Below are 25,814 nucleotides of genomic sequence, written 5' to 3'. Positions count from 1 at the left end.
TGTTCTTACTGCTCTGCGACGTTCGACTTGCCCTGACGGGTTTCGATCTCACCGATCAGGCGCTTGGCCAGCGCCGGGTAGTTCTCGTCGAAGTGATGGCCGCCTGGCAGCTTCATGCGCTCGCCGACGGCCGTCTTGTCGGTGCAGCCGCTCTCGTCGGTTTCTTCCACACCATAGATGCACACCACCTTGGCGGCAGGCAGCTTGGCCATCTCCGGCCCGGTCGGGGCCTCCTGGCCTTCCTTGCCCAGCCAGCCTTCCACTTCGATCTCGAAGCTGCCACTGCGGGCGAAGGCCAGCAGGATCACCGCGTCGATGCGCTTCTGGTCGGCTTCCGGCAGGCGATTGTAGATGGCCGGCAGGACATCGGCACCGAACGAATAGCCGGTCAGCACGAAGCGCTTGGTGCCCCATTTCTGACGATAGTGCTGCATCAGCTCCGACAGGTCGGCAGCGCTCTGTTCAGGCGTCTTGTGCTGCCAGTAGTAGCGCAGGGTGTCGATGCCGACCACCGGGTAGCCGAGCTTGGCCATCTCGCCCGCCACGTCGCGGTCCAGGTCGCGCCAGCCGCCGTCACCGGAGAGGAACAGGGTGACGGTGTCGGTGGTCTGGCCGGCTGGCACTTCCACCACGGGAATCGCCAGGGCGTTACCGTCGCGACCGACCAGGGCCTGGGTCAGTTGGGCCTTGAGCACCTGCGGCAGGTGAATGTCATAGTCGCTGATGCTGGTTTCGGCGTTGGCCTGGTCGCGCACGAAGGCAGCGCTGGCATCGTCGGGGTTGTCGTTCCAGGCCACGTTCCAGTGACCGTGGGCAGCGGTTTTGGGCAGCTCGACCTTGCAGTCTGGCTGTTCGAGGTTGAAGTCGACCGAGATGGCCCGGGCCTTGTCGTCGTTCTGCCCGGCCAGCCAGCGCCAGGCCTGCGAGGCGCCTGGCCCGATGCCGGCAACCAGGGTCGGCTTGCCGGAGAGCTTGCCCATGGCCTGGTCCAGCGCCACCTGCTGCTTGCTGCAGTCGCCGGTCGGCAGGATCACCTGCACCAGTTGAGCCTCACCGGCCTGGCTGAGGTCCAGCAGTTGCTTGTCGGTCAGTGCCTGATCATGGGGCACGCCAACTGCCACCAGGGTCTTGGCGCGTACGCCGGGTGTGACCCGGGTCAGGTTACTGCCATCGTCCAGCGTGAAGTGCTCGATACGGGCTTCGGGGGCAGGGCGGGTCCACAGCCAGAAGGCCCCGCCGCCAGCCAGCACGGCGAGCAGCAGGGGGATCAGCAGGTACAACCAGTAACGTCGAGTCATCAGCGTTTCACCAATCCAGTCAGGCCGCCAGCAATCAGGGCGGCAGTATCAGCCAGTGCAACCAGGGGGTCCAGCCCGGCTGGCACAGCCATGTAACGGGGTTCCCAGTCCGGCTGGAACTTGTCCTTGAAGCGCCGCAGGCCCTGGAAGTTGTAGAGCTGCTCGCCGCGCTGGAACACCATCGAGCCCAAGCGTTGGGTCAGCGGTGCGCCGCGACGCGGTTGCAGGCCGGAAAGCGGCACCATGCCCAGGCTGAAGCGGGCATAGTCGTGGCTTTTGTAATGCAGGATGAGGCCGAGCATCATGAATTCCATGGTCAGCTTCGGTGCCTCGGGGTGTGCGCGCATCAGGTCCAGGCTGGCCAGTTCGTTGCTGTGGGTTTCCAGCAGGTTGGCGAAGGCCACCGGACGGCCCTGGAAGCGGATCAGTGCGATACGGAAATGTTGCAGGTACTCCGGGCTGAAGCGGCCCAACGAGAAACCTTTTTCGCGCACGTTCTTGCCGGCCAGCCAGGCGTCGGAGATTTCCCGGAGCTCTTGCAAGGGCGCATGCCCGGGTTCGTGGACTTCCAGTGTCAGGCCGTCACGGCCGCCGCGGTTCCAGGTGTAGCGCAGGTCCTTCATCTCCTTGCCCTTGGCTTCGAGGTCGAAGCGGCGCAGGTCGACCCGCGCCTCTTCGCCAAGCTTGATCGCGGTCAGGCCGATGTCCATGTAGAACGGCAGGTTTTCCGCGCGCACCTGGTAGAACACCGGGCGGGCATGGTGCAGGTCGCAGAGGTCGCGGAACTGCCAGATCATCTCGGCACGCTCCTGTGCCGGGCCGATCGGGTCGTACAAGGCGACCAGGCTGCGGCCGCGACGGGCATACATGAGGAAGGCGTTGTCGTTGGGGTGGAACAGCAGCGCCTTGTCACCGGTCAGGGCCAGGCCACCGTCGGGCTGATCGGACGCCAGCAGAATGCGGTTGGCGCGCTGCAGTTCGTCTTCGCTCGGCAGGTGAATCACCGGGCGCGCGGTGCGCAGCAGCCAGGTCAGGGCGACGATCACCAGCAGTACTGCACTGCCCAGTGCAGCGCGCAGGCCGCGCGGAGCATCGGCGTCGAGGGTGAATTGCCACCACAGTTTGTGGCTGTAGGGGACGTCCTGATAGGCGAACAGCAGCAGCCATACCGAGGCACCGACCACGCACGCGCTGGCTACCAGGTAGATCGGCGAGAACGGCAGCTCCAGCAGGCGGCTGGGGCGATAGAACGAGCGCCGGAACAGGGCCAGCAGGGCGGTGGTGAAGATCATCATCGACGCCTCTTCCCAGTCGAAGCCCTTGAGCAGCGACAGCAGTGCGCCCGTCAGCAGCAACACCGTGGTCAGCAGCCAGGCCGCCGACAGGCGGCGACGCAGGCCTTGTGCCAGCAGCAGGCAGAGGACGCCAATCAGGCTTGCGCCGAAGTGCGAGGCGTCGATCAGGCGATGCGGGATGAGAAAGCCCATGTGCTCCAGGCGGCTGTCGATCTCCGGGGTCACGCCGGAAAACAACAGCACCACGCCGGACAGAAACACCAGGATCGCCAGCACGGGAGCGGCGAGCCCGGACGCTGCCTTGATCGCCTGTTGGGCGAACAGCAGGCGGCGGGCTTCGTTGACCAACAGCAGAACGCAGGCCACCAGCAACGGCAGCACGACGTAGATCAGGCGATACAGCAGCAGCGCCGCGGCCAGTGGGGCGGCGCCCAGTTCGTTGGCGAAGGCCGCGAGGAGGATCGCTTCGAACACACCGACACCGCCGGGCACATGGCTGAGTACACCCGCCGCGAGGGCCAGCAGGTAGACCAGAACGAAAGCACCGAATGGCGGGGCTTCGGGCAACAGCAGGTAAAGCACCGTGGCGGCGGCGGCAACGTCCAGTGCGGTGATGACCAGTTGCAGGGCGGTCAGGCGTGCACTGGGCAGGCGCAGGGTGCGGCGTCCGACCTGCACCAGCAGATTGTCGGCCAGGGGCTGCTCGGCAGCGCGGCGACGATAGAGCCCCACCGCCAGGACGGCGCAGGCCAGCAACACCGCGGTGGCGATGCTGCCCAGCAGTACCGGGGACATACGCAATGCGGTGGAGGCCGAGGTGAGGTCGCTCAAGGTGGCCACTGCTGCCAGCGGAGGCAATGCGCAGCCTAGGGAGAGGCTGGCGAACACGGTCATCCGTGCGACTTCCGCAGCCCCCAGCCCCTTGCGCGCGTACAGGCGATAGCGCACCGAGCCACCGGAGAGCATTGACAGCCCGATGGCATTGCCGATGGCGAATGCACTGAAACCGCCCAGCATCAGGGTGCGGGGTGGTAGCTTGACGCCTGCATAGCGGGCCGCGGACCACTCGTACCCCAGCAGGGTCACGAAGCCTGCCACAGTGGCCAGTAACGCACCTAGCAGCGCCTGCTTGGGCACGCTGAGCATGGCGTCATGCAAGGCATAGATGTCCAACTCGCTCAGCAGGTGTCGGCAGGCGATCAGCGCCATGGCGAACAACAACAGGGTTATCGCCAGGCCGATGGGCTGGCGGTATTTGCTGAGGCGTTCGAGCCACGGCAGACGCTGTGCTGCCGCAGGCAGGGCAGCAGTGATAGGGGCCTGGGAGTCTGGAGAGCGGGAGGTCATGAAATACCTCGTGCGGCGAGCGCGAGGGGGAGGAGACGTGCGGCCAAGTGAAAGTCCCTTTGGAAAACGTGTCCAGATAGTACTCCGGGTGGAGTAGGTTTATCCGTTTCAGGTTAGTTAAAGTTAGTTCATTGAGGTGCCAGACAAATGGCAAAGCGCGTACGACAGGTTTTTTCCAGGGACAAACGCAACAAGCCCCGCACTATCCTGGGATAGGCGGGGCCTGTTCTGACGAATATGGTTGCGGGAGCCGGATTTGAACCGACGACCTTCGGGTTATGAGCCCGACGAGCTACCAGGCTGCTCCATCCCGCGTCAGTGGTGCGCATTCTACGGATTAACGATTGAGTGTCAAGTGTTAATCGTTGATTTTTTTCGAGTTTTTTCGAGGGCAAAGAAAAAGGCCACTGTGTGAACAGTGGCCTCTTCTCGAATCTGGTTGCGGGAGCCGGATTTGAACCGACGACCTTCGGGTTATGAGCCCGACGAGCTACCAGGCTGCTCCATCCCGCGCCTGTGGAATCGAATTCTACGCAGATCCTTCAGCGAGTCAAGCGTTATCTTCAAAAAACCTTTTTTGTTCAATCCCTTAGCGTCGCTGGAATAGTCTTGGCCTCAGCCACGACGCGGGTTGTGGCGTGTTTTGAGTGGCAGGCGGTGATAATGCCGATCATCCTGGCAGCGGTGCAGCAGGGCTGACGAATATCGGGTGTCGTGCTGTAATATCTGTATGAATTTACAGTGCTGACGGTCATCCATGTCCCTGCGCAAGATCATCCACATTGATTGTGACTGTTTTTATGCCGCGATCGAGATGCGTGACGACCCCCGGCTGGCGGGGCGACCGATGGCTGTTGGCGGTCAGCCCGGTCAGCGTGGGGTGATCGCCACCTGCAACTATGAAGCGAGGGCCTATGGGGTGCGCTCGGCGATGTCGTCGGGCCATGCCATGAAACTGTGCCCGGACCTGTTGATCGTCAAGCCGCGCTTCGAGGCCTATCGCGAGGCTTCGCGGGAAATCCACACGATCTTTCGCGACTACACCGACCTGATCGAGCCCTTGTCGCTGGATGAGGCCTATCTGGATGTGACAGACAGTCAATGGTTCTCCGGCAGCGCCACGCGTATTGCCGAGGATATTCGCCGGCGCGTCGCACAGACCTTGCACATCACCGTTTCCGCTGGAGTCGCGCCAAACAAGTTCCTGGCCAAGATCGCCAGCGACTGGCGCAAGCCCAATGGATTGTTCGTGGTCAGGCCCGATCAGGTCGATGAGTTCGTTGCCGCACTGCCGGTGGCGCGCCTGCATGGGGTGGGCAAGGTGACTGCCGACAAGCTTTCAAGGCTTGGTATCGACACCTGCCAGTCGTTGCGCGAGTGGTCGCGCCTGAGCCTGGTGCGTGAGTTCGGTAGTTTCGGTGAGCGGCTGTGGGGGCTCGCCCATGGCATCGACGAACGAATCGTACAGACCGACAGCCGGCGTCAGTCGGTCAGTGTTGAGAACACCTACGACAACGATCTGCCTGATCTGGCCAGTTGCCTGGAAAAGATTCCTGAGCTGCTCAACAGTCTCAATGAACGAATTTCGCGGATGGACAGCAGTTATAAGCCGGACAAGCCTTTCGTCAAGGTCAAGTTCCATGACTTCAGCCAGACCACGCTGGAACAAGCAGGGGCGGGGAGGGGCTTGGAAAGCTACCGGCAGTTGCTCAGTCAGGCCTTTGCTCGTGGCGCCAAGCCGGTGAGATTGCTGGGGGTAGGGGTAAGGTTGCGGGATCTGCGCGGAGCGCATGAGCAGTTGGAGCTGTTTCCTGCTCAATAAAAGAAAGGGGCGCATTGCGCCCCTTTCTTTTTACCGCTCGCCAGGGTCAGCGACCAATCGGCCGGTTTCCTTGGTCAGCGTCTTGAGAAACTCCTGCTGCAGTTCCGGATCGTTGCGTGTCAGCTCGATCAGGCTCTGTTCCAGCTCGCTGGCTTCCTCCTCAAGGCCCAGCTCCGAGAGGCGCTTGACCCGATGCACCCACTGGCCGACGTCATCGTCCTCAAGGTCGTCGAAGATCAATTCGTGGGCTTCCAGCAGCTTGTTGCGCAGGTTGCCGCTTACCAGCAGGCTGGCATCGCCACGGATGCCGTTGTCCTCATCGACCGCTGCCAGGTGCAGGGTGCCGATGTGGTTGAGGTTCTGCTCCGAGAACGGGCTGTCGAGCAGGTTCAGGCGCAGCACGCCATGCTTGTCGGTGGTCAGCTCGTGGGTCATCTTGCCGGCCTTGACCTCGACCAGGCGTTCGCTCCACGGCAGGCTGGTGAACTCCTCGCGCTTGTCCTTCTGGATCTCGCTGATGCCTGCGAGGTTCTGCTGCGCGCGACCGTTGGACTGCACGTTCATGAACGGGTTGAGCCCGGCCAGACCGTAGCTCAGCCAGTCGTGGGTCATGCTCTGCGGCAGGCTGTCGAAGGTGATCACGTTGACCACGTTGGCGCCGATGCCCGCGACTACCGCCACCGCACCCAGTGGGATCTCGTAGATCTCCCGCCAAGGCTGGTAGGGCGTGTAGCGGTCATAGCGCCGTGTGACTTCGAACTCGGTGACCTCGAAACGTCGCTGTTCATTGATGCGAACACGTCGTTGCGGAAGCTCCATCACCTTGGGCTCGCCGACGTCGATCTGCAGACTGTGCTCGAGCAACTTGCGCTCGACACGTTCCTCGTGCTCGCTGCGCTGGGACATCTGGTTGGCGCAGCCGCTGAGGAACAGGGCGCCGCAGAGCGCGGCGCCCCCCAGGGTAAAGGTACTTCGCTTGGACATGTTCACTCGTGCATTGGTGGTCAGCGGCGGATGCGGGCCTGCAGGAAGGTCAGCACTTCGTTGAGCGGCAGAGGCTGGGCATCCTGTTCGGTGCGGTGCTTGTACTCCAGGTTGCCTTCGGCCAGGCCGCGGTCGCTGACGACGATACGGTGCGGGATGCCGATCAGTTCCATGTCGGCGAACTTGATGCCGGGGCTGGTCTTCTTGTCACGGTCGTCCAGCAGCACTTCGTAGCCTGCGGCGGTCAGCTCGGCGTAGAGCTTGTCGGTTGCCTCGCGCACGGCGTCGGTCTCGTAGCGCAATGGTACGAGGGCGATCTGGAAGGGCGCCAGGGCGTCGTTCCAGATGATGCCCTTGTCGTCATGGCTCTGCTCGATGGCGGCGGCAACCACACGGGATACGCCGATACCGTAGCAGCCCATGGACAGCACTACCGGCTTGCCGTTCTCGCCCAGTACCTGGCACTTGAGCGCTTCGCTGTACTTGGTGCCGAGCTGGAAGATGTGGCCCACCTCGATGCCGCGCTTGATGACCAGCGTGCCCTGGCCGTCTGGGCTCGGATCGCCGGCGACGACGTTGCGCAGGTCGGCGACCTGTGGCACTGGCAGGTCACGCTCCCAGTTCACGCCGAAGTAGTGCTTGTCGTCGATGTTGGCGCCGATGCCGAAGTCGCTCATCAGGGCGACCGAGCGGTCGATGACGCATTCCAGCGGCAGGTTCAGCGGGCCGAGCGAGCCAGCGCCGGCACCGATGGCCGCCCGCAGCTCGGCGTCGCTGGCCATGACCAGCGGGTCGGCAACCTGCTCCAGCTTGGCGGCCTTGATTTCGTTCAGCTCGTGGTCGCCACGCACGATCAGGGCGACCAGCTTGCCTTCCTCGGCGCCATGCACGATCAGGGTCTTGACGGTCTTCTCGATCGCCAGGCCGTGGTTCTCGACCAGTTCGGCGATGGTCTTGGCGTTTGGCGTGTCGACCAGGCGCAGTTCTTCGGTTGGCGCCGGACGCACGGTTTCCCGTGGAATCGCTTCGGCTTTCTCGATGTTGGCGGCGTAGTCGGAGGTGTCGCTGAAGATCACGTCGTCTTCGCCGGAAGAGGCCAGGACGTGGAATTCGTGGGAGTAGCTGCCACCGATCGAACCGGTATCGGCCTGCACCGGACGGAAGTCCAGGCCCAGGCGGGTAAAGATGTTGGAGTACGCCTGGTGCATGCGGTCGTAGGTTTCCTGCAGGGAAGCCTGGTCGGCATGGAAGGAGTAGGCGTCCTTCATGATGAACTCGCGGCCGCGCATCAGGCCAAAGCGCGGACGGATCTCGTCACGGAACTTGGTCTGGATCTGGTACATGTTCAGCGGCAGCTGTTTATAGCTGGACAGCTCGTTGCGTGCCAGGTCGGTGATCACTTCTTCGTGAGTCGGGCCGACGCAGAAATCGCGGTCATGGCGATCTTTCAGGCGCAGCAGCTCAGGGCCGTATTGCTCCCAGCGCCCGGATTCCTGCCACAGCTCTGCTGGCTGGATGCTTGGCATCAGCACTTCAAGGGCACCGGCGGCGTTCATTTCTTCGCGCACCACGTTCTCGACCTTGCGCATGACTCGCAGGCCCATCGGCAGCCAGGTGTACAGGCCGGAGGCCAGCTTGCGGATCATGCCGGCGCGCAGCATCAGCTGGTGGCTGATGACAACGGCGTCTGCCGGGGTTTCTTTCTGGGTGGCGAGCAAATATTGACTGGTGCGCATGGGAAGCCGTGTCGATTGCCTGAATGTTTGAAATGACCCCGCATTGTACGGGGGCGAGACGAAAGCGTACAGGATGCCCCAGGGCGCTCGGCTTGTCAGCCAAGAAAAAGCCCGGCAGATGCCGGGCTTCTTCAGGTGCGGGGCATTGCAAGCCGGGGCTTACAGGATGCTCAGCGGGTACTCCACGATCAGACGCAGTTCGTCGATCGATGCGGAGCCGTAGTAGACGCCGTCGCTGGAGCGGTAGGTTGCTTGGCGTACGCGGAAGCTCAGGTCTTTCGCAGGACCTTCCTGCAGGACGTACTTGACGTCGATGTCGCGTTCCCATTCCTTGCCGTTGGTGGTGCCTTCGACGTGAGCACCGGTACCACGGGCGTAGCGGGTCATGAAGGTCAGGCCCGGAATGCCGTACTCGGCGAAGTTCAGGTCGTAGCGAGCCTGCCAGGACTTCTCGCCTTCGGCGTTGAAGTCGGAGCGGGCGATGGAGTTGGCGAGGAAGATGGTGCCGCCGCCGTCTACGCCGTAGGCGTAGTCGCCGTCACCGGTGACCTTCTGGTAGGCCAGGGTGAAGGTGTGAGCGCCAACGTTGTAGGCGCCGGACAGGCTGAATGCACGGTTGTCCAGTTTGTCGCCATCGAAGGCGCGTACCTTGCCTTCGCCATCGCTCTTGGTGTCATAGATGTTGAAGTCGAATACCAGGCCTTGTTTGTCGGACAGCGGCAGTGCCCAGTTGACGTTGGCGTAGTATTTACGCCAGTAGTCTTCGACTTTGGAATAGTAGAGGCTGGTGCTCAGACCGTCGGTCACGGCATAGGTGCCACCGAAGACGTTGGCTTCGGTCAGGCCTGGGTTCTTGATGCCGAGGTTGTTGCGACCGCCGATGCTGTCCTTGTAGCTCTGGGCTTGTGCGTCCAGACGGGTGAAGTGACCGGCGTTCAGCTCCAGGCCTTCGATTTCCTTGCTGGTCAGCAGGAAGCCTTCGGCGGCTTCCGGTAGCAGGCGGCTATCATCAGTGGCGAAGACTGGCAGCGAGGTGAACTGGCCGCCAAACTTGAGGACGGTGTTCGAGATGCGTGCTTTGACGGCACCGTAGCCTTTCGAATAGGAATCTTCCGGGCGACCTTCGGAGTCGACAGGGAACAGGCCGGTGTTGGTGGTGCCACGACCGCCGTCGAGCTTGATGCCCAGCAGGCCGATGGCGTCGACGCCGACACCAACGGTGCCCTGGGTGAAGCCGGATTCGAAAGTGCCAATGAAGCCTTGGCCCCACTCGGCGCGACGGCTCTGTTCGTCGCTTGGGTTGTTGCGGAAGTCACGGCTGAAATACAGGTTACGCAGCTTCACGTTGAGCTTGCTGTCGTCGACGAACCCTTTGGATTCATCCTGCGACGACGCAACTGCCAGTCCGGAAGTCCCCGCTGCAACAGCCAGGGCGATCATGCTCCACTTCATCACGCGCATCGTGATTTGCTCCTTTGGTTTTAGGAAGAGTACCGCTGCGCCCAAGTGTTTTAGTTATATGGGGCAGCTCTTTCTTTTTATGTCGGCGAAAATGTATATCACGCAGACTGTACTTGGCGACATGAAAAACGGAACCTTTCGGTAAGTTTACGGTCGTGTCGCTTTTGGCTATTTCCATGTCGCAAATCACGTCCCGCTACAGGCGGGCCGTACACCCCAGCGCTGCTTCAAAGCCGTCACGATTCCGTAAAGAACACGTGCGTGCTCGAAGCTCCCTGGTGAATCCCTTGTCGCTGTTGTTATTTGTCGCGTTCACCGGCTAATGCAGGTGCCGTGCCGACTTGGCGTAAAAAGAATGCAACAAGCGTGCACAAAAACGATCAGCGTTGATGAATTTTTCACAAATGCTCTCAAAACGTCCTGAAACCTCCGGAAACACGGGGTTCAGGTTGTCTGATGGTATTCCTCGATGTTGATTATCGTTTGCAAAATAAAGCTGGCTTGAAAGTCAAGGTGTTACCGCTGACTGTTGATGCTGAGTAGTTTGTACCGAGGTGGTGTGACAGGCGTATTTTTCGTTGCTTCATTTTGGTGCGAAAAGTAGCGCAGTGTTACCGCTTGTGGCACGTACGTCTCGTTCGGGGCGCCAGGCAAGGCGGTGGGTCGTGTCTTGGGCTCTGCAAGCAAGGTATCCTTGCGCTCTGCCCGCGTTCGAGTCGGGTCGTGTCAGTCGATGGAGGTTTGCCGTGTTTGTCCTGGATTCGCGTCTGCAGCAGGATTCCCTGGTGCTGGGGGATTTCCCGTTGTCCCGTCTTTTGCTGAGCAAGGATGCCAACTATCCCTGGTTCATCCTGGTGCCGCGCCGTGCTGATGTCAGTGAGCTCTTTGATCTGGATCTGGCCGACCAGCAGCAATTGTGGAAAGAGACCACTTTGCTCGCCGAGGCGCTCAAGGGTGAGTTCACGGCGGACAAGATGAATGTCGCCACGCTGGGCAATGTCGTCAGTCAGTTGCATATGCACGTGGTGGTGCGTCATCGCAGCGATGCGGCGTGGCCTGCGCCAGTGTGGGGCAAGGTGCCTGCGCTCGGCTACGCGCACGGGCAGGTCGATGCAATCCGCCAGCGCCTGCGTGGGTTGGCGCTTGAAGGTTTCGAGGAGGCCTGAGCCATGTCACTGGAAGCGAGAATCGTCGAGCTGGAGATGCGTCAGGCGTTTCAGGATGACACCCTTCAGGCGCTCAGCGACGAAGTGGCCGGTCAGAACCGGGTGATCGAGCGCCTGCAGTTGCAGATCGCCGAACTGATCAAGCGTCATGAAGAGATGGTCGGCCAATACGAGGCCGGAGGGGAGGAGCCTCCACCACCTCATTATTGAGGTGATGGAGGCGAGTGATCAGCGGCGTGAAACCGCGACCACGTCTTCGGCCTGCAGGCCTTTGTCGCGGTGCATTACCGAGAACTCCACGCGCTGGCCTTCCACCAGAACGCGATGGCCTTCGCCGCGGATGGCGCGAAAGTGCACGAAGATGTCATCGCCGGAGTCGCGGGAGATGAATCCGAAGCCTTTCGAGGTATTGAACCACTTCACGGTGCCGGTATCGCGCTTGCTGGCATCTTGCTGGCCCACCTGACTGGCTCGTGATTTGCGACCGCTGCGGGCGAAGCCGGCAGCCAGGTGCAGGGCCGTTGCCAGTGCCGCGCAGAGCAAGGCCGACAAGCTGCCGAGCTCTGGGCGGGCGAGGACGGTGATGGTTTGCAGGATCACCGCCAGCACCAGGAGTGCGCTGGCCAGATGTTGCAATTGCTGGCGCGCGCCGCGGTAGTAAAGCGGTACCACCGGTGCGAGGACCAGGTTGAGCAGGCCCAGGAATACCAGGTAGGCCGCTTCGGGTTGTTGCAGGAAGGGTGTGGCGTCGGTTCTGAGGCTGGGTATGAACGACAGCAGCAAAGCCGCAACGCCCGTCACCAGATGGACGATCTTGAACATTGGGTTGGCTCACATATATGGATAAGGCCGATCACGGAAGAGCTGGCAGCACGGTGCGCATGAGGTGTAGAGCGCGATCACGTGACTGTTCAGCCTATGCACCCGGCATTGTCAGTCCGCACGGGTGGCACCCTGCCTATTTAACAGCAAAGCCGGGGGCTTCTCAAACCGCAGGGGTGGTCGGGCGATGTGTTGCCTTGTGTCACATGCAGCTGCCTGCAAGTCTTGGTACAGTGTTTTCGCCCGCTTGATCGTCAAGCCTTATGGAAAGGGGAGATTCATGGCAATCGATATCGGTATCAGCGAAGAAGATCGCAAGTCCATCGTCGAAGGGTTGTCCCGCCTGCTGTCGGACACCTATGTGCTGTATCTGAAAACCCACAACTTCCACTGGAACGTCACCGGTCCGTCGTTCCGAACCCTGCACCTGATGTTCGAGGAGCAGTACAACGAGTTGGCCCTGGCGGTCGATTCGATCGCCGAACGTATTCGCGCGCTGGGGTTCCCGGCGCCGGGTTCCTATGCATTCTATGCGCGTCACTCCTCGATCAAGGAGGAAGAAGGGGTGCCTGCTGCCGATGAGATGATCCGCCAGCTGGTCCAGGGGCAAGAAGCGGTGGTGCGCACGGCGCGCAGCATCTTCCCGGTGGTGGACAAGGTCAGTGACGAGCCGACCGCCGACCTGCTCACCCAGCGCATGCAGGTGCACGAAAAGACCGCCTGGATGCTGCGAGTGCTGCTCGACGGCAAATAATGATGCGCTGGCCTGCGGCCAGACTTGGTCATAGAGCCCGGTATCGCCTAGCGATGCCGGGCTTTTTCATTATGGGGAAACCCTTGCTGCTGCTCTGTAACGCCGGAACGGCGCTTCATTGAAACACCCTGAAGCTTCTTGCTCAGGGCGTGAAGTGATCGGCAATAGGGAGCAGTACCATGGCGCAAGCAAACAGGCACGGCGGTTGGCCAGGCAGGGATTGTCATGATCCGTTCAGAGGTGATTTCGACATGTTGCAGATCGTACCGGTCTCGCGGTCGGTAAGGCTCAATGGTTTTGCCACTTGCCTTCGGCTCGAGGCGGTCTACTGGCGTATTCTGGAGCGTATCGCCGAGGCCAATCACTGTTCGGTGAGCGCTGTGCTGTCCTACGTTGACCGGGAGGTGCACCTGCGCCAGGGAGGGGTGCGTAATTTCAGTGGGCTGATTCGGGTCATCTGTGTGGCCTGGTTACTTGATCCGCCAAGTGCGCGCTGATCGCCGGGCGGGCTGCACAGCACTCCTTAACCATATATAATCCCGCCTTTTGCTGCCCCGGCAGCCAGCGTTGTGGTTGACGAGAGACTTCCATGCCCCTTTATGACTATCAATGTGCTTCCTGCGACCACCGCATGGAGGTGTTGCAGAAAATCAGCGCCGCGCCATTGACCGATTGTCCGGCATGCCAGGCGCCGGCCCTGAAAAAACTGTTGTCGGTACCCGGCTTTCGCCTGAGTGGCAATGGCTGGTACGAGACCGACTTCAAGACCGGGGCGAAGAAGAACCTGGCCGGCGACAAGGCCGACTGAGTTGAATTGCAGCGACAGGGTCTTGCACTATTAGCCCTCAGGGCGGACAAGACCTCCACCGAATACACGAATCACGAGAAGCGAAACCACGATCATGATGCGCAGCCATTATTGCGGCCAACTGAACGAGAGCCTGGACGGCCAGGAAGTCACCCTTTGCGGCTGGGTCCATCGTCGTCGCGACCACGGCGGGGTGATCTTCCTCGACATCCGTGACCGCGAAGGCATGGCCCAGGTCGTGTTCGATCCGGATCGCGCCGAAACCTTCGCCGCTGCCGACCGCGTGCGCAGCGAATACGTGGTGCAGATCACCGGCAAGGTGCGCAAGCGCCCGGACGGTGCGGTGAACGCGAACATGGCCTCCGGTGCCATCGAGATCCTCGGCTACCAGCTGAACGTGCTCAACGAAGCTGAAACCCCGCCATTCCCGCTGAACGAATACTCTGACGTCGGCGAAGAAACCCGCCTGCGCTATCGTTTCATCGACCTGCGTCGCCCGGAAATGGCCGACAAGCTGCGTCTGCGTTCGCGCATCACCAGCAGCATCCGCCGCTTCCTCGACGAGAACGGCTTCCTCGACGTCGAAACGCCGATCCTGACCCGTGCCACTCCGGAAGGCGCGCGCGACTACCTGGTGCCGAGCCGCACCCACGCAGGCAGCTTCTTCGCCCTGCCGCAGTCGCCCCAGTTGTTCAAGCAACTGCTGATGGTGGCCGGCTTCGACCGCTACTACCAGATTGCCAAGTGCTTCCGTGACGAAGACCTGCGCGCTGACCGCCAGCCGGAATTCACCCAGATCGACATCGAGACCAGCTTCCTCGACGAGTCCGAGATCATGGGCCTCACCGAGAGCATGATCCGCAAGCTGTTCAAGGAAGTGCTCGACCTCGAGTTCGGCGACTTCCCGCACATGACCTTCGAGGAAGCCATGCGTCGTTATGGCTCCGACAAGCCGGACCTGCGCATCCCGCTGGAACTGGTCGATGTTGCCGACCAGCTCAAGGACGTCGACTTCAAGGTCTTCGCAGGCCCTGCCAACGATCCGAAGTGCCGCGTCACTGCCCTGCGCCTGCCGGGTGGCGCTGCCATGCCGCGCAGCAAGATCGACGAGTACACCAAGTTCGTCGGCATCTACGGTGCCAAAGGCCTGGCGTACATCAAGGTCAACGAGCGCGCCAAGGGCGTCGAGGGCCTGCAGTCGCCGATCGTCAAGAACATCCCTGAGGCCAACCTCAACGTGATCCTGGATCGCGTCGGCGCGGTCGATGGCGACATCGTGTTCTTCGGTGCCGACAAGTTCAAGGTCGTCAGCGAGGCCCTGGGCGCGCTGCGTATCAAGCTGGGTCACGACTTCAACCTGCTCACCTGCGAGTGGGCACCGATGTGGGTCGTCGACTTCCCGATGTTCGAGGAGAACGAAGACGGCAGCTTCACCGCGCTGCACCACCCGTTCACTGCGCCCAAGTGCACCCCTGAAGAGCTGGAGGCCAACCCGGCCACCGCCTTGTCGCGTGCCTACGACATGGTGCTCAACGGCACCGAGCTGGGTGGCGGTTCGATCCGTATCCATCGCAAAGAGATGCAGCAGGCCGTCTTCCGCCTGTTGGGTATCGAGGCGGCGGAACAGGAAGAGAAGTTCGGCTTCCTGCTCGACGCCCTGAAGTTCGGCGCCCCGCCACACGGTGGCCTGGCCTTCGGCCTGGATCGCCTGGTCATGCTGATGACTGGCGCCCAGTCGATTCGCGAAGTGATCGCGTTCCCGAAAACCCAGAGCGCTGCGTGCGTCATGACCCAGGCCCCGGGCCTGGTCGATGCCAAGGCTCTGCGCGAGCTGCACATCCGTCTGCGTGAGCAGACCAAGGTCGAGTAACCAACCGCAGGCGCCCCGGATTCGGGGCGCTTCGCGCTTGTGCGCAGGATTTTCCGCGTTCCGCCCTTCGGGGCGGAACCTGTTTCTGTTTCAAGGATTTGGAGTCGTTATGGCCGGTCATTCCAAGTGGGCGAACATCAAGCACCGCAAAGAACGCCAGGATGCCAAGAGAGGCAAGATCTTCACCAAGTGGATTCGCGAACTGACCGTCGCTGCCAAGCAGGGTGGTGGTGATCCGGCCTCCAATCCCCGGCTGCGGTTGGCGCTGGACAAGGCGCTGGGTGCCAACATGAGCCGCGATATCATCGATCGTGCGGTCGCCCGCGGGGCCGGCACCAACGAAAGCGACAACGTCGAAGAGCTCAGCTACGAGGGTTACGGCCCCGGTGGCGTGGCGATCATGGTCGAGGCCATGACCGACAACCGCAACCGCACAGCAGCGGCTGTGCGCCATGCGTTCACCAAGTGCGGGGGCAACCTCGGTACCGATGGCTCGGTGGCCTATCTGTTCGAGCGCAAGGGGCAGATCAGCTTTGCGCCGGGCGTCGATGAAGAGGCGCTGATCGAAGCGGCCATGGAAGCCGATGCCGATGATGTGGTTGGCAATGACGATGGCTCGTTCGACGTCTTCACGTCCTTCAACAGCTTCTACGCCGTGCGCAATGCGCTGGAAGAGGCGGGCTTCAAGGCCGCCGACGCAGAAATCGTCATGCAGCCGACCACCAGCGCCGAGCTGGACCAGGACGGCGCAGAGAAGGTGCTCAAGCTGATCGATATGCTCGAGGACCTGGACGACGTGCAGAACGTCTACTCCAATGCGCAGATATCCGACGAGATCATGGAAAAACTCGGCTAAGGTTCTCCTTGGTCTTCAGGGTCTCTTCGCGGGCCAGTGAAATGTGTAAAGAACCGCAGGCTTTATGACGCTGATTCTTGGTATCGACCCCGGCTCGCGAATCACCGGTTATGGTGTGGTGCGCCACACGCCGCGGGGGTGCGAGTATGTGGCCTCCGGTTGCATCCGCACGGGTGGCGGCGAGTTGCATGAGCGGCTGCAGATCGTGTTTCGCGGCGTCAGCGAGGTGATTCGCCTGCATGGCCCCGTCACCATGGGCATCGAGCGGGTGTTCATGGCGCGCAATGCCGATTCGGCGCTCAAGCTTGGCCAGGCCCGTGGTGCAGCCATCGTCGCCGCCGCCGAGGCGGGCCTGGAGATCGCCGAATACACGGCCAGCCAGGTCAAGCAGTCAGTGGCCGGTACGGGCGGGGCGAACAAGGATCAGGTCATGCTGATGGTCATGCACCTGCTCAAGCTGACGCAGAAGCCGCAGATCGACGCCTCCGACGCCTTGGCCATCGCCCTGTGCCACGCCCATACACGCTCCAGCCTGGTGCCCCACGGCCTGGCCACTGCACGCCGGCGCGGTGGGCGCTTGCGTCTGTAACAGCTTCATGCCCTGATACACATTTTGTCCGGGTGACACGCTCACCCGCCGCATTTGCTGATAGGGTTGTCCGGTCACCGACCAGACGCCCGAGAGAAAGGATCCGAACGTGATTGGACGTTTGCGTGGCACCCTGGCGGAAAAACAACCGCCGCACCTGATTATCGATGTCAATGGCCTGGGTTATGAGCTGGAGGTGCCGATGACGACGCTGTACCGCCTGCCCAAGGTCGGCGAAGCGGTGACGCTGCACACCCATCTGGTGGTCCGCGAAGATGCCCACCTGCTCTATGGCTTCTTCGAGAAGCGCGAGCGTGAACTGTTCCGCGAGCTGATCCGCCTCAATGGCGTCGGCCCGAAGCTGGCTCTGGCGTTGATGTCGGGCCTCGAGGTCGATGAGCTGGTGCGCTGCGTGCAGGCCCAGGATGCGTCGGCTCTGGTGCGCGTACCGGGCGTTGGCAAGAAGACCGCCGAGCGCCTGCTGGTCGAGCTCAAGGACCGTTTCAAGGCCTGGGAAACTTCGCCTGCGATGTTCACCCTGGTGTCTGATGGCCCACTGCCAGTGGCCAGCACCTCCAGCGCCGAAGCCGATGCGGTCAGCGCCCTGATTTCGTTGGGCTACAAGCCGCAGGAAGCGAGCAAGGCAGTGTCGGCGATCAAGGACAAGGCGAACATGAGCAGCGAGGAGCTGATTCGCCATAGCCTCAAAGGGATGATCGTCAAGTGATCGAAGCCGACCGCCTGATCGCCGCCAGCGGGCGCGACCGCGAAGAGGTCCAGGACCGCGCCATTCGCCCGTTGAGCCTGGACGAGTACATCGGCCAGCCGGTGGTGCGCGAGCAGATGGGCCTGTTCATCCAGGCCGCCCGTGGCCGCAACGAGTCCCTCGATCACACCTTGATCTTCGGTCCGCCCGGTCTGGGCAAGACCACCCTTGCCAATATCATCGCCCACGAGATGGGGGTTTCGGTCAAGAGCACGTCCGGCCCGATCCTCGAGCGTCCGGGTGATCTGGCGGCGATGCTGACCAATCTCGAGCCGCACGACGTGCTGTTCATCGATGAAATCCATCGCCTCTCGCCAGTGGTCGAGGAGGTGCTCTACCCGGCGATGGAGGACTTCCAGCTCGACATCATGATCGGTGAGGGGCCTGCCGCACGCTCGATCAAGCTCGACCTGCCGCCGTTCACCCTGGTTGGTGCGACCACCCGGGCCGGGATGCTCACCAACCCGCTGCGTGACCGTTTCGGCATCGTCCAGCGCCTGGAGTTCTACAGCAACCAGGACCTGGCGACCATCGTCAGCCGGTCGGCGAACATCCTGGGGCTTGCCATCGAAGACAAGGGCGCTTTCGAAATCGCCCGTCGCGCCCGCGGTACGCCGCGGATCGCCAACCGCCTGCTACGCCGCGTGCGTGACTACGCCGAGGTGCGTGCAAAGGGCCAGATCACCAAGGAAATCGCCGACAAGGCGTTGAACCTGCTGGATGTCGACGAGCGCGGTTTCGACCATTCCGACCGGCGCCTGCTGCTGACCATGATCGAGAAATTCGATGGCGGACCGGTCGGTGTGGACAACCTGGCGGCTGCGATCAGCGAAGAGCGGCACACCATCGAGGATGTCCTCGAGCCGTACCTGATCCAGCAGGGCTACATCATGCGTACACCGCGTGGCCGCGTGGTCACCCGTCACGCCTACCTGCATTTCGGCCTGAACATTCCGGGGCGCTTTGCAGAGGGCGGAGAATTTTCTGATCCTGACGATGAGTGACAGATCGAATTGGGGTTTTCGTGGTCCTAGCGCTGGCACTTTGCGATAGCGCTGGCAATACGACATTTCCCCTGAAAAAACAGTTGCCGGGGCGGATTGGCAAGCTGAGGAGTAAGCACTAGAGTATGCGCGCGCAAAATCGGCAGGACCCGTTCGCTCATCGTTGTCGCGTCTATTACGAGGATACTGACGCAGGCGGGGTGGTGTACTACGTCAACTACCTGAAATTCATGGAACGTGCACGCACCGAGAGGTTGCGGCACCTGGGGTTTTCCCAGTCCGAGCTGGCGGAACAGAATCTATTGTTCGTCGTCCACTCCAGCGAGGCGCGCTACCACGCGCCGGCACGGTTGGACGATGCGTTACGGGTAACCGCACAAGTACTTGAATTGAATCGCGCCAGCCTGCGCTTCGTGCAGCAGGTCTGGCGGGAAACGGATGAAACACTGCTTTGCGAAGGGCAGTTCCTGGTGGCCGCCGTGCGCGCCGACACTTTCAAACCCCGGGCCATTCCCCCTGAACTGCGCGACGCTTTCATGGCGGACGGCATGGGTACTCAATCGAACGCAGGAGAATAAGCGTGGAAGCAAACGTCGTCGACCATACCTCCATGTGGAGCCTGGTCGCCAATGCCAGTGTGGTGGTTCAGCTGGTAATGCTGACTCTCGTGGCAGCCTCGGTGACCTCTTGGATCATGATCTTCCAGCGCAGCACCATGCTGCGCGCCGGTCGTCGTGCGCTGGACGCGTTCGAAGAGCGTTTCTGGTCGGGCATCGACCTGTCCAAACTGTATCGCCAGGCCGGCAGCAACCCTGATCCGGATTCGGGTGTCGAGCAGGTCTTCCGCGCCGGCTTCAAGGAGTTTTCGCGCCTGCGCCAGCAGCCGGGCGTCGACCCTGATGCGGTCATGGAAGGGGTGGGGCGCGCCATGCGTGTGGCCATCTCCCGCGAGGAAGAGAAACTCGAGCAAAGCCTGCCGTTCCTGGCTACCGTCGGTTCCACCAGCCCGTATATCGGTCTGTTCGGTACCGTATGGGGCATCATGAACTCCTTCCGTGGCCTGGCCAGCGCCCAGCAGGCCACCCTTGCCACCGTGGCGCCCGGCATTGCCGAGGCACTGATCGCCACCGCGATCGGCCTGTTCGCCGCGATCCCGGCAGTCATCGCCTACAACCGTTTCGCTGCACGCAGCGAAACACTGATCGGTCGCTACTACACGTTCGCCGATGAGTTCCAGGCGATCCTGCACCGCAAAGTACACACCAGCGAAGAGTGATCAGGTAGACATCCATGGCCCGAGTTCGCCACAAACGCAAGCCGGTCGCCGAGATGAACGTGGTGCCCTACATCGACGTGATGCTGGTGCTGCTGGTCATCTTCATGGTGACCGCACCCATGCTCAACCAGGGCGTGAAGGTCGACCTGCCCAAGGTTTCCAGCGAAGCCTTACCGCAGGACAACAACGTCCAGATCCTCACCATCTCGATCAAGGCCGACAAAACCTACTACTGGAACCTCGGTAGCGAAGTCGATACCGACAAGCAGATGGACAAGGCGATGACCCTGCCGGAAATGACCAGCGCGGTGACCAAGATCATTGCTGCCGGCCGTGACCAGGGCAAACAGACCCAGGTGTTTATCCGGGGTGACAAGGCCGTCGACTACGGCGCGGTCATGGGCGCCATGGGCGGGTTGCAGAAAGCCGGTGTCGGTAACGTTGGCCTGATTACCGAGGCGCCCTGATGCAACAGCGAGAGCCATCTGCCTCGGAAAGCTACTTCTGGCCCAGCGTCTGGGCCATTGGTCTGCATGTGCTGGTGTTCGGCCTGCTGTTCGTCAGCTTCGCCATGACCCCCGAACTGCCGCCTTCCAAGCCTATCGTCCAGGCTACGCTCTATCAGCTCAAGTCCAAGAGTCAGGCGACCACCCAGACCAATCAGAAGATTGCCGGGGAAGCCAAGAAAACGGCTTCACGCCAGACTGAAGTCGAGCAGATGGAGCAGAAGAAGGTCGAGCAGGAAGCTGTGAAGGCCGCGGAACAAAAGAAAGCCGACGCCGCTCAAAAGGCCGAGGAAGCCCGCGAAGCCGCCGAGGCTAAGAAAGCTGAAGACGCCGCCAAGGCTGCGGAAGCGAAGAAAGCCGCCGAGCAGAAGAAGGCCGAGGAAGCGAAGAAGCAGCAAGCGGATATCGCCAAGAAAAAGGCCGAGGAAGAGGCCAAGAAGCAGGCTGAGGAAGAAGCCAAGAAAGCGGCCGCCGAGGAGGCGAAGAAGAAAGCCGCCGAAGACGCCAAGAAAAAAGCAGCCGAGGACGCCAAGAAGAAAGCAGCGGCGGCCGAGGAAGCGAAGAAGAAGGCAGCCGAAGAGGCGAAGAAGAAAGCCGCTGCGGATGCACAGAAGAAAAAGGCACAGGATGCGGCCCGCAAGGCGGCTGAAGACAAGAAGGCTCAGGCCCTGGCCGAGTTGCTGTCCGACACCACCGAGCGTCAGCAGGCACTGGCCGATGAGCAAGGCGACCAGGTGGCAGGTGATTTCGACGACCTCATCCGCATGCGTGCGGCCGAAGGTTGGGCGCGTCCGCCATCCGCGCGCAAGGGCATGACGGTAGTCCTGCAGATCAACATGCTGCCGGACGGCACGATCACCAATGTGAGCGTGGCCAAGTCCAGTGGCGACGGTCCGTTCGACAGCTCGGCCGTGGCCGCGGTGAAGAACATTGGCCGGTTGACTGAAATGCAGGGCTTGAAGCCGAACGAGTTCAATCCGTATCGTTCGTTCAAGATGACATTTACACCTGAGGATCTAGCGTTGTGATTAAACGTCTGAGAGGACTGCTGGTCATGCTCTGCTGCGTGGCAGGCATGGCCGTGGCAGAGGAAAAGAACATCCTGGTCACCAGCGGCAGCGATCGGGCCACGCCCATCGCGGTAGTGCCGTTCGGTCTGCAGGGTGGCAGCGTGCTGCCGGAAGACATGGCCGACATCATCGGCAACGATCTGCGCAACTCCGGCTACTACGCGCCCATCCCGCGGCAGAACATGATCAGCCAGCCGACCCAGGCCAGCGAAGTCATCTTCCGCGACTGGAAGGCGCTGGGTGCCCAGTACGTGATGGTCGGTAGCATCGTGCCGTCCGGTGGTCGCCTGCAGATCAGCTACGCGCTGTTCAACGTTGCAACCGAGCAACAGGTGCTGACCGGCAGTGTCGGTGGTGGCGTCGATCAGTTGCGCGACATGGCGCACTACATCGCCGACCAGTCGTTCGAGAAGCTCACCGGTATCAAGGGTGCGTTCTCCACTCGCATGCTGTACGTGACTGCCGAGCGATTCTCGACCAACAACACCCGCTACACCCTGCAGCGTTCCGACTATGACGGTGCCCGTGCAGTGACGCTGCTGCAGTCGCGCGAGCCCATCCTGTCGCCGCGTTTTGCACCTGATGGCAAGCGTATCGCCTATGTCTCGTTCGAGCAGAAGCGTCCACGTATCTTCGTCCAGCACATCGACACCGGTCGCCGCGAGCAGATCACCAACTTCGAAGGCCTCAACGGTGCACCAGCCTGGTCGCCCGATGGCAATCGCCTGGCGTTCGTGCTGTCCAAGGACGGCAACCCGGACATCTATGTGATGAACATGGGGTCGCGTCAGATCAGCCGTGTCACTGCAGGTCCTGGTATCAATACCGAGCCGTTCTGGGGCAAGGATGGCAACACGCTGTACTTCACTTCCGACCGTGGTGGCAAGCCACAGATCTACAAGACTTCGGTAGGTGGCGGTGGCGCCGAGCGTGTGACCTTCGTTGGCAACTACAATGCCAACCCGAAACTGTCGGCGGATGAAAAGACCCTGGTTATGATTCATCGCCAGGAAGGTTTCACCAACTTCAAGGTGGCTGCTCAGGACTTGCAACGGGGAAGTGTAAAGATTCTTTCTGAAACAAGTCTTGATGAGTCTCCCACTGTTGCGCCTAACGGCACCATGCTAATCTACGCCACCCGCCAGCAGGGCCGGGGAGTCTTGATGCTCGTGTCGCTTAACGGCCGTGTGAGGCTCCCACTTCCTACCGCTCAAGGCGAAGTCAGAGAACCGTCCTGGTCCCCCTACCTGAACTGATTGCGGCGTAACAATTTTGCTTAACACACTGGGGTTTCATTAGGAGTTTCACGATGGAAATGCTGAAGTTTGGTAAATTCGCTGCGCTGGCTCTGGCCATGGCCGTAGCTGTAGGTTGCTCCTCCAAGGGCGGTGACAACGCTGGCGAAGGCGCTGTTGACCCGAACGCTGGCTACGGTGCAAACACCGGCGCTGTTGACGGTTCCCTGAGCGAAGAAGCCGCCCTGCGCGCAATCACCACCTTCTACTTCGAATACGACAGCTCGGATCTGAAGCCAGAAGCCATGCGCGCCCTGGACGTTCACGCCAAGGACCTGAAAGCCAACGGCAACCGTGTTGTTCTGGAAGGTAACACCGACGAGCGCGGTACCCGCGAGTACAACATGGCTCTGGGCGAGCGTCGTGCCAAGGCCGTTCAGCGCTACCTGGTTCTGCAGGGCGTTTCCCCTGCTCAACTGGAACTGGTTTCCTACGGCGAAGAGCGTCCAGTTGCTACCGGCAACGACGAGCAGTCCTGGGCTCAGAACCGCCGCGTAGAACTGCGTAAGTAAGTTCTTATGCGTATGTGCCGTCGTGTTGTAACCGTCCTCGCCCTCAGCCTGCCGCTTTCTGCGTGGGCTGCGGTTCCTGTAGTTGATGACAACGGAGGCAGCTATCCGCCTTCGGGTTATGGCACGAGCGGCGCCTATGCCGGGGCAGGGGCTTCGGCCCCTGCTTCTGCACAGGGTCAGTTGTTCATGCAACTGCAACAGATGCAGGACCAGATTTCCCGTCAGCAAGGCATCATCGAAGAGTTGCAGAACGATGTGTCGCGCATGAAGCAGGAAAACCTGGAGCGTTACCAGGATCTGGACCGCCGTATCAACAGTGGTGCCGCGCCAGCCGCTACACCCGATAATTCCTCCACCGGTGGCGCATCCGACGCCGCAGGTGCCGCTGCAGGCGCAAGCGCTGCGCAGCAACCGGCCGCCAGTGGCGAGCCGGCCGATCCGGCGAAAGAAAAGCTGTTCTACGATGCTGCTTTCGATCTGATCAAACAGAAAGACTTCGACAAGGCCAGCCAGGCCTTCAGTGCCTTCCTGCGCAAGTACCCCAACAGCCAGTACGCCGGCAACGCGCAGTACTGGCTGGGTGAGGTCAACCTCGCCAAAGGCGACCTGCAAGGTGCCGGTCAGGCCTTCGCCAAGGTCAGCCAGTTGTACCCCAAGCACAGCAAGGTGCCTGACTCGTTGTACAAGTTGGCCGATGTCGAACGTCGCATGGGCCACACCGACAAGGTCAAGGGTATCCTGCAGCAGGTCATCACCCAGTACCCCGGCACCTCTGCCGCGCAACTGGCCCAGCGAGACCTTCAGAAGCTCTGAACTGCACCGCTTGAAAGAAACCCGCGCCTGGCGCGGGTTTTTTCGTTAGAATCTCTGCCCTTTTTTCGTAAACACGCTGCTGCGGATAACGCTATGTCGAGTCTGCAGCAGTGCCTGACGGAGGCGGTCAGCCTGTATAGCTGTCACGCCCGTGGCGACCATGCAAGACACATTACGTATCACCGAAGTCTTTTACTCGTTACAGGGTGAAACGCGAACGGCTGGCTTGCCCACCGTGTTCGTGCGCCTGACCGGTTGCCCCCTGCGCTGCCAGTACTGCGACAGTGCCTATGCATTCAGTGGTGGCACACTGCGTACCCTCGACGACATTCTCGAGCAGGTTGCAGGTTTTCGCCCGCGCTATGTCTGCGTCACTGGCGGCGAACCGTTGGCCCAGCCCAACGTATTGCCTTTGCTTGAGCGCCTGTGCGATGCGGGCTACGAGGTTTCGCTGGAGACCAGCGGCGCGCTCGACATCTCGCGGGTGGACACGCGGGTCAGTCGCGTGGTCGACCTCAAGACCCCAGGTTCGGAAGAGGTTCACCGTAACCGCTACGAGAACATCGAACACCTGACGAGCAATGATCAGGTCAAGTTCGTCATCTGCTCCCGTGAGGACTACGACTGGGCAGTGTCCAAGCTGATCCAGTACAACCTCGAAGAACGGGCAGGTGAAGTCCTGTTCTCGCCCAGCCACCATCAGGTGAGCGCCAGCGACCTGGCCGACTGGATCGTCGCCGACAACCTGCCCGTGCGCTTCCAACTGCAACTGCACAAGTTGCTGTGGAACGACGAACCGGGCCGCTGATCAAGAGAGTGAATGACATGACTGAAAAACGTGCGGTAATCCTGCTGTCTGGCGGTCTGGACTCGGCCACTGTGGTCGCCATGGCCAAGGCCGAGGGCTACAGTTGCTACACCATGAGCTTCGATTACGGCCAGCGCCATCGCGCTGAGCTCAACGCAGCTGCGCGGGTGGCTCGCGATCTGGGCGTGGTCGAGCACAAGGTCATTGGCTTGAACCTCGATGGTATTGGCGGTTCGGCTCTGACCGACAGCAGTATCGATGTGCCTGAAGCACCTACCGAGGGTATTCCGGTCACCTACGTACCGGCGCGCAATACCGTATTCCTGTCGTTGGCGCTGGGCTGGGCAGAAGTGCTGCAAGCTCGTGACATCTTCATTGGCGTCAACGCTGTTGATTATTCGGGTTACCCCGATTGCCGCCCGGAGTTCGTCGAGGCCTTCGAGCGCATGGCCAACCTGGCTACCAAGGCGGGGGTGGAAGGTCAGGGGTTCCGCATCCAGGCGCCACTGCAGAACCTGAGCAAGGCGCAAATCGTCGAGGCCGGTATTGCCCGTGGGGTGGACTACAGCCTCACAGTATCCTGTTACCAGGCCGACGACGATGGCCGTGCCTGCGGTAAGTGCGATAGCTGCCGCCTGCGTGCTGAAGGCTTCAAGGCTGCCGGGATCGCTGATCCAACACGTTATTTTTGAAAATAATGCGATGGGGTGTTGATTTTCTCTGAGAAATCAGTAGTATACGCGCCATCCAACGGGTCGTTAGCTCAGTTGGTAGAGCAGTTGGCTTTTAACCAATTGGTCGTAGGTTCGAATCCTACACGACCCACCATATTCTCAGCGGTTTTCATGTATTGAAACCGCTGTACGAGAAGCCCGCCTTATGGCGGGCTTTTTTGTTTCCGTCGTTCCTCTGATTGGTCCCCAGTCGAACCCCCCGCCTGGTTCAACCACGCGTGG

26 protein-coding genes and 3 tRNA genes are annotated in these 25,814 nt (G+C 61.2%); 21 read left to right on the top strand and 8 right to left on the bottom strand.

The annotated features are described in order from the left end of the window. Window positions 1–5: 5 nt before the first annotated feature. The 4 genes from ACK3BK_RS19390 to ACK3BK_RS19375 all read right to left on the bottom strand — a co-directional run bounded on the left by ACK3BK_RS19390 (window position 6) and on the right by ACK3BK_RS19375 (window position 4,453). Entirely contained in the window at window positions 6–1,298 is a 1,293-nt protein-coding gene (locus tag ACK3BK_RS19390) for a virulence factor family protein (protein WP_186711654.1), read from the bottom strand. Further along, window positions 1,298–3,940 carry a bifunctional lysylphosphatidylglycerol flippase/synthetase MprF gene (gene mprF / locus ACK3BK_RS19385; protein ID WP_411383104.1) on the bottom strand — a complete coding sequence of 881 codons (2,643 nt, stop codon included), beginning with the start codon at window positions 3,938–3,940 and terminating at the stop codon, window positions 1,298–1,300. Before mprF ends, ACK3BK_RS19390 begins: the two co-directional genes overlap by 1 nt. Before the next feature lie 238 nt (window positions 3,941–4,178). Continuing rightward, window positions 4,179–4,255 (bottom strand) — tRNA-Met (locus tag ACK3BK_RS19380). Window positions 4,256–4,376: 121 nt separating this feature from the next. Further along, window positions 4,377–4,453 (bottom strand) — tRNA-Met (locus tag ACK3BK_RS19375). Between the two features lie 250 nt (window positions 4,454–4,703). On the opposite strand from ACK3BK_RS19375, the gene dinB reads away from it, so the two are divergent. Beyond that, complete coding sequence (gene dinB / locus ACK3BK_RS19370) at window positions 4,704–5,762, top strand: DNA polymerase IV (RefSeq protein ID WP_411384495.1); 1,059 nt, start codon at window positions 4,704–4,706, stop codon at window positions 5,760–5,762. 30 nt (window positions 5,763–5,792) lie between these two features. Here the strand turns inward: dinB and ACK3BK_RS19365 are convergent, their stop codons facing one another. The 3 genes from ACK3BK_RS19365 to ACK3BK_RS19355 all read right to left on the bottom strand — a co-directional run bounded on the left by ACK3BK_RS19365 (window position 5,793) and on the right by ACK3BK_RS19355 (window position 9,943). Next, window positions 5,793–6,746, bottom strand: a complete 954-nt coding sequence (locus ACK3BK_RS19365; protein WP_186667185.1) for a hypothetical protein — start codon at window positions 6,744–6,746, stop codon at window positions 5,793–5,795. Window positions 6,747–6,766: 20 nt separating this feature from the next. Beyond that, the gene (locus ACK3BK_RS19360; protein ID WP_186667184.1) at window positions 6,767–8,482 is read right to left on the bottom strand and encodes a proline--tRNA ligase; all 1,716 of its coding nucleotides are present in this window, start codon (window positions 8,480–8,482) and stop codon (window positions 6,767–6,769) included. Window positions 8,483–8,641: 159 nt separating this feature from the next. Continuing rightward, complete coding sequence (locus tag ACK3BK_RS19355; protein ID WP_186667183.1) at window positions 8,642–9,943, bottom strand: OprD family porin; 1,302 nt, start codon at window positions 9,941–9,943, stop codon at window positions 8,642–8,644. A 746-nt stretch (window positions 9,944–10,689) separates the two neighbouring features. Between ACK3BK_RS19355 and ACK3BK_RS19350 the strand changes: the two genes are divergently transcribed. Both ACK3BK_RS19350 and ACK3BK_RS19345 read left to right on the top strand, forming a co-directional pair. Further along, window positions 10,690–11,109, top strand: a complete 420-nt coding sequence (locus ACK3BK_RS19350; RefSeq protein WP_186667182.1) for an HIT family protein — start codon at window positions 10,690–10,692, stop codon at window positions 11,107–11,109. Between the two features lie 3 nt (window positions 11,110–11,112). Next, window positions 11,113–11,319 (top strand): SlyX family protein, encoded by a 207-nt coding sequence (locus tag ACK3BK_RS19345; RefSeq protein ID WP_065862241.1) that lies wholly within the window; start codon window positions 11,113–11,115, stop codon window positions 11,317–11,319. Window positions 11,320–11,337: 18 nt separating this feature from the next. Here ACK3BK_RS19345 and ACK3BK_RS19340 read toward each other — a convergent pair whose 3' ends face one another. Beyond that, a complete protein-coding gene (locus ACK3BK_RS19340; protein WP_186667181.1) occupies window positions 11,338–11,931 on the bottom strand; it encodes a cold-shock protein in 594 nt (197 codons plus the stop codon). Window positions 11,932–12,211: 280 nt separating this feature from the next. Between ACK3BK_RS19340 and ACK3BK_RS19335 the strand changes: the two genes are divergently transcribed. From ACK3BK_RS19335 to ACK3BK_RS19250, 18 genes are all read left to right on the top strand, one after another. Further along, entirely contained in the window at window positions 12,212–12,685 is a 474-nt protein-coding gene (locus ACK3BK_RS19335; protein WP_023381917.1) for a Dps family protein, read from the top strand. Between the two features lie 179 nt (window positions 12,686–12,864). Continuing rightward, window positions 12,865–13,182 (top strand): ribbon-helix-helix domain-containing protein, encoded by a 318-nt coding sequence (locus tag ACK3BK_RS19330; RefSeq protein ID WP_186667180.1) that lies wholly within the window; start codon window positions 12,865–12,867, stop codon window positions 13,180–13,182. Between the two features lie 92 nt (window positions 13,183–13,274). Beyond that, the gene (locus ACK3BK_RS19325; protein WP_063545878.1) at window positions 13,275–13,493 is read left to right on the top strand and encodes an FmdB family zinc ribbon protein; all 219 of its coding nucleotides are present in this window, start codon (window positions 13,275–13,277) and stop codon (window positions 13,491–13,493) included. Between the two features lie 94 nt (window positions 13,494–13,587). Then, the gene (aspS, locus tag ACK3BK_RS19320; protein ID WP_054891002.1) at window positions 13,588–15,363 is read left to right on the top strand and encodes an aspartate--tRNA ligase; all 1,776 of its coding nucleotides are present in this window, start codon (window positions 13,588–13,590) and stop codon (window positions 15,361–15,363) included. Between the two features lie 109 nt (window positions 15,364–15,472). Further along, a complete protein-coding gene (locus ACK3BK_RS19315; protein ID WP_186667179.1) occupies window positions 15,473–16,219 on the top strand; it encodes a YebC/PmpR family DNA-binding transcriptional regulator in 747 nt (248 codons plus the stop codon). 64 nt (window positions 16,220–16,283) lie between these two features. Beyond that, a complete protein-coding gene (ruvC, locus tag ACK3BK_RS19310) occupies window positions 16,284–16,808 on the top strand; it encodes a crossover junction endodeoxyribonuclease RuvC (protein WP_054891000.1) in 525 nt (174 codons plus the stop codon). A gap of 109 nt (window positions 16,809–16,917) precedes the next feature. Continuing rightward, window positions 16,918–17,535 (top strand): Holliday junction branch migration protein RuvA, encoded by a 618-nt coding sequence (gene ruvA / locus ACK3BK_RS19305; RefSeq protein WP_186667178.1) that lies wholly within the window; start codon window positions 16,918–16,920, stop codon window positions 17,533–17,535. Further along, window positions 17,532–18,578, top strand: coding sequence for a Holliday junction branch migration DNA helicase RuvB (ruvB, locus tag ACK3BK_RS19300; protein WP_054890998.1), 1,047 nt, complete (start codon window positions 17,532–17,534; stop codon window positions 18,576–18,578). The genes ruvA and ruvB overlap by 4 nt, the downstream gene beginning before the upstream one ends. 125 nt (window positions 18,579–18,703) lie before the next feature. Then, on the top strand, window positions 18,704–19,156 hold the full coding sequence (gene ybgC / locus ACK3BK_RS19295; RefSeq protein WP_186667177.1) for a tol-pal system-associated acyl-CoA thioesterase: 453 nt from the start codon (window positions 18,704–18,706) through the stop codon (window positions 19,154–19,156). Between the two features lie 2 nt (window positions 19,157–19,158). Beyond that, entirely contained in the window at window positions 19,159–19,854 is a 696-nt protein-coding gene (gene tolQ / locus ACK3BK_RS19290; RefSeq protein WP_054890996.1) for a protein TolQ, read from the top strand. Between the two features lie 14 nt (window positions 19,855–19,868). Then, window positions 19,869–20,321, top strand: coding sequence for a protein TolR (gene tolR, locus ACK3BK_RS19285; protein WP_012315816.1), 453 nt, complete (start codon window positions 19,869–19,871; stop codon window positions 20,319–20,321). Then, entirely contained in the window at window positions 20,321–21,388 is a 1,068-nt protein-coding gene (gene tolA / locus ACK3BK_RS19280; RefSeq protein WP_186667175.1) for a cell envelope integrity protein TolA, read from the top strand. The genes tolR and tolA overlap by 1 nt, the downstream gene beginning before the upstream one ends. Window positions 21,389–21,414: 26 nt before the next feature. Next, window positions 21,415–22,686 carry a Tol-Pal system beta propeller repeat protein TolB gene (gene tolB / locus ACK3BK_RS19275; protein WP_054890993.1) on the top strand — a complete coding sequence of 424 codons (1,272 nt, stop codon included), beginning with the start codon at window positions 21,415–21,417 and terminating at the stop codon, window positions 22,684–22,686. Between the two features lie 53 nt (window positions 22,687–22,739). Further along, window positions 22,740–23,237 carry a peptidoglycan-associated lipoprotein Pal gene (gene pal / locus ACK3BK_RS19270; RefSeq protein ID WP_023381906.1) on the top strand — a complete coding sequence of 166 codons (498 nt, stop codon included), beginning with the start codon at window positions 22,740–22,742 and terminating at the stop codon, window positions 23,235–23,237. A 6-nt stretch (window positions 23,238–23,243) separates the two neighbouring features. Beyond that, window positions 23,244–24,050, top strand: a complete 807-nt coding sequence (gene ybgF / locus ACK3BK_RS19265) for a tol-pal system protein YbgF (RefSeq protein ID WP_186667174.1) — start codon at window positions 23,244–23,246, stop codon at window positions 24,048–24,050. A 160-nt stretch (window positions 24,051–24,210) separates the two neighbouring features. Beyond that, window positions 24,211–24,858: a 7-carboxy-7-deazaguanine synthase QueE gene (queE, locus tag ACK3BK_RS19260; protein WP_186667173.1), complete on the top strand. Its 648-nt coding sequence runs from the start codon at window positions 24,211–24,213 to the stop codon at window positions 24,856–24,858. 17 nt (window positions 24,859–24,875) lie between these two features. Next, window positions 24,876–25,550, top strand: coding sequence for a 7-cyano-7-deazaguanine synthase QueC (gene queC / locus ACK3BK_RS19255; protein WP_186667172.1), 675 nt, complete (start codon window positions 24,876–24,878; stop codon window positions 25,548–25,550). Between the two features lie 60 nt (window positions 25,551–25,610). Further along, window positions 25,611–25,686, top strand: a tRNA-Lys gene (locus ACK3BK_RS19250). The last annotated feature ends 128 nt before the right edge of the window (window positions 25,687–25,814 follow it).

It is taken from the genome of Pseudomonas sp. L7 (assembly GCF_046605565.1).
Taxonomy (GTDB): domain Bacteria; phylum Pseudomonadota; class Gammaproteobacteria; order Pseudomonadales; family Pseudomonadaceae; genus Aquipseudomonas; species Aquipseudomonas wayambapalatensis.
This window is presented reverse-complemented; position numbering and strand designations above follow the sequence as displayed.

What these genes read in the sequence shown, in the direction of transcription:
- tolA (WP_186667175.1), top strand. Translation starts at nt 20,321, where the DNA reads ATGCAACAGCGAGAGCCATCTGCCTCGGAAAGCTACTTCTGGCCCAGC.
- ACK3BK_RS19315 (WP_186667179.1), top strand. Translation starts at nt 15,473, where the DNA reads ATGGCCGGTCATTCCAAGTGGGCGAACATCAAGCACCGCAAAGAACGC.
- ybgF (WP_186667174.1), top strand. Translation starts at nt 23,244, where the DNA reads ATGCGTATGTGCCGTCGTGTTGTAACCGTCCTCGCCCTCAGCCTGCCG.
- ACK3BK_RS19345 (WP_065862241.1), top strand. Translation starts at nt 11,113, where the DNA reads ATGTCACTGGAAGCGAGAATCGTCGAGCTGGAGATGCGTCAGGCGTTT.
- pal (WP_023381906.1), top strand. Translation starts at nt 22,740, where the DNA reads ATGGAAATGCTGAAGTTTGGTAAATTCGCTGCGCTGGCTCTGGCCATG.
- ACK3BK_RS19335 (WP_023381917.1), top strand. Translation starts at nt 12,212, where the DNA reads ATGGCAATCGATATCGGTATCAGCGAAGAAGATCGCAAGTCCATCGTC.
- queC (WP_186667172.1), top strand. Translation starts at nt 24,876, where the DNA reads ATGACTGAAAAACGTGCGGTAATCCTGCTGTCTGGCGGTCTGGACTCG.
- ACK3BK_RS19390 (WP_186711654.1), bottom strand. Translation starts at nt 1,298, where the DNA reads ATGACTCGACGTTACTGGTTGTACCTGCTGATCCCCCTGCTGCTCGCC.
- queE (WP_186667173.1), top strand. Translation starts at nt 24,211, where the DNA reads ATGCAAGACACATTACGTATCACCGAAGTCTTTTACTCGTTACAGGGT.
- aspS (WP_054891002.1), top strand. Translation starts at nt 13,588, where the DNA reads ATGATGCGCAGCCATTATTGCGGCCAACTGAACGAGAGCCTGGACGGC.
- ruvC (WP_054891000.1), top strand. Translation starts at nt 16,284, where the DNA reads ATGACGCTGATTCTTGGTATCGACCCCGGCTCGCGAATCACCGGTTAT.
- ACK3BK_RS19330 (WP_186667180.1), top strand. Translation starts at nt 12,865, where the DNA reads ATGGCGCAAGCAAACAGGCACGGCGGTTGGCCAGGCAGGGATTGTCAT.
- tolB (WP_054890993.1), top strand. Translation starts at nt 21,415, where the DNA reads ATGCTCTGCTGCGTGGCAGGCATGGCCGTGGCAGAGGAAAAGAACATC.
- ACK3BK_RS19325 (WP_063545878.1), top strand. Translation starts at nt 13,275, where the DNA reads ATGCCCCTTTATGACTATCAATGTGCTTCCTGCGACCACCGCATGGAG.
- ACK3BK_RS19360 (WP_186667184.1), bottom strand. Translation starts at nt 8,482, where the DNA reads ATGCGCACCAGTCAATATTTGCTCGCCACCCAGAAAGAAACCCCGGCA.
- ACK3BK_RS19340 (WP_186667181.1), bottom strand. Translation starts at nt 11,931, where the DNA reads ATGTTCAAGATCGTCCATCTGGTGACGGGCGTTGCGGCTTTGCTGCTG.
- ACK3BK_RS19355 (WP_186667183.1), bottom strand. Translation starts at nt 9,943, where the DNA reads ATGCGCGTGATGAAGTGGAGCATGATCGCCCTGGCTGTTGCAGCGGGG.
- mprF (WP_411383104.1), bottom strand. Translation starts at nt 3,940, where the DNA reads ATGACCTCCCGCTCTCCAGACTCCCAGGCCCCTATCACTGCTGCCCTG.
- ybgC (WP_186667177.1), top strand. Translation starts at nt 18,704, where the DNA reads ATGCGCGCGCAAAATCGGCAGGACCCGTTCGCTCATCGTTGTCGCGTC.
- ACK3BK_RS19365 (WP_186667185.1), bottom strand. Translation starts at nt 6,746, where the DNA reads ATGTCCAAGCGAAGTACCTTTACCCTGGGGGGCGCCGCGCTCTGCGGC.
- tolR (WP_012315816.1), top strand. Translation starts at nt 19,869, where the DNA reads ATGGCCCGAGTTCGCCACAAACGCAAGCCGGTCGCCGAGATGAACGTG.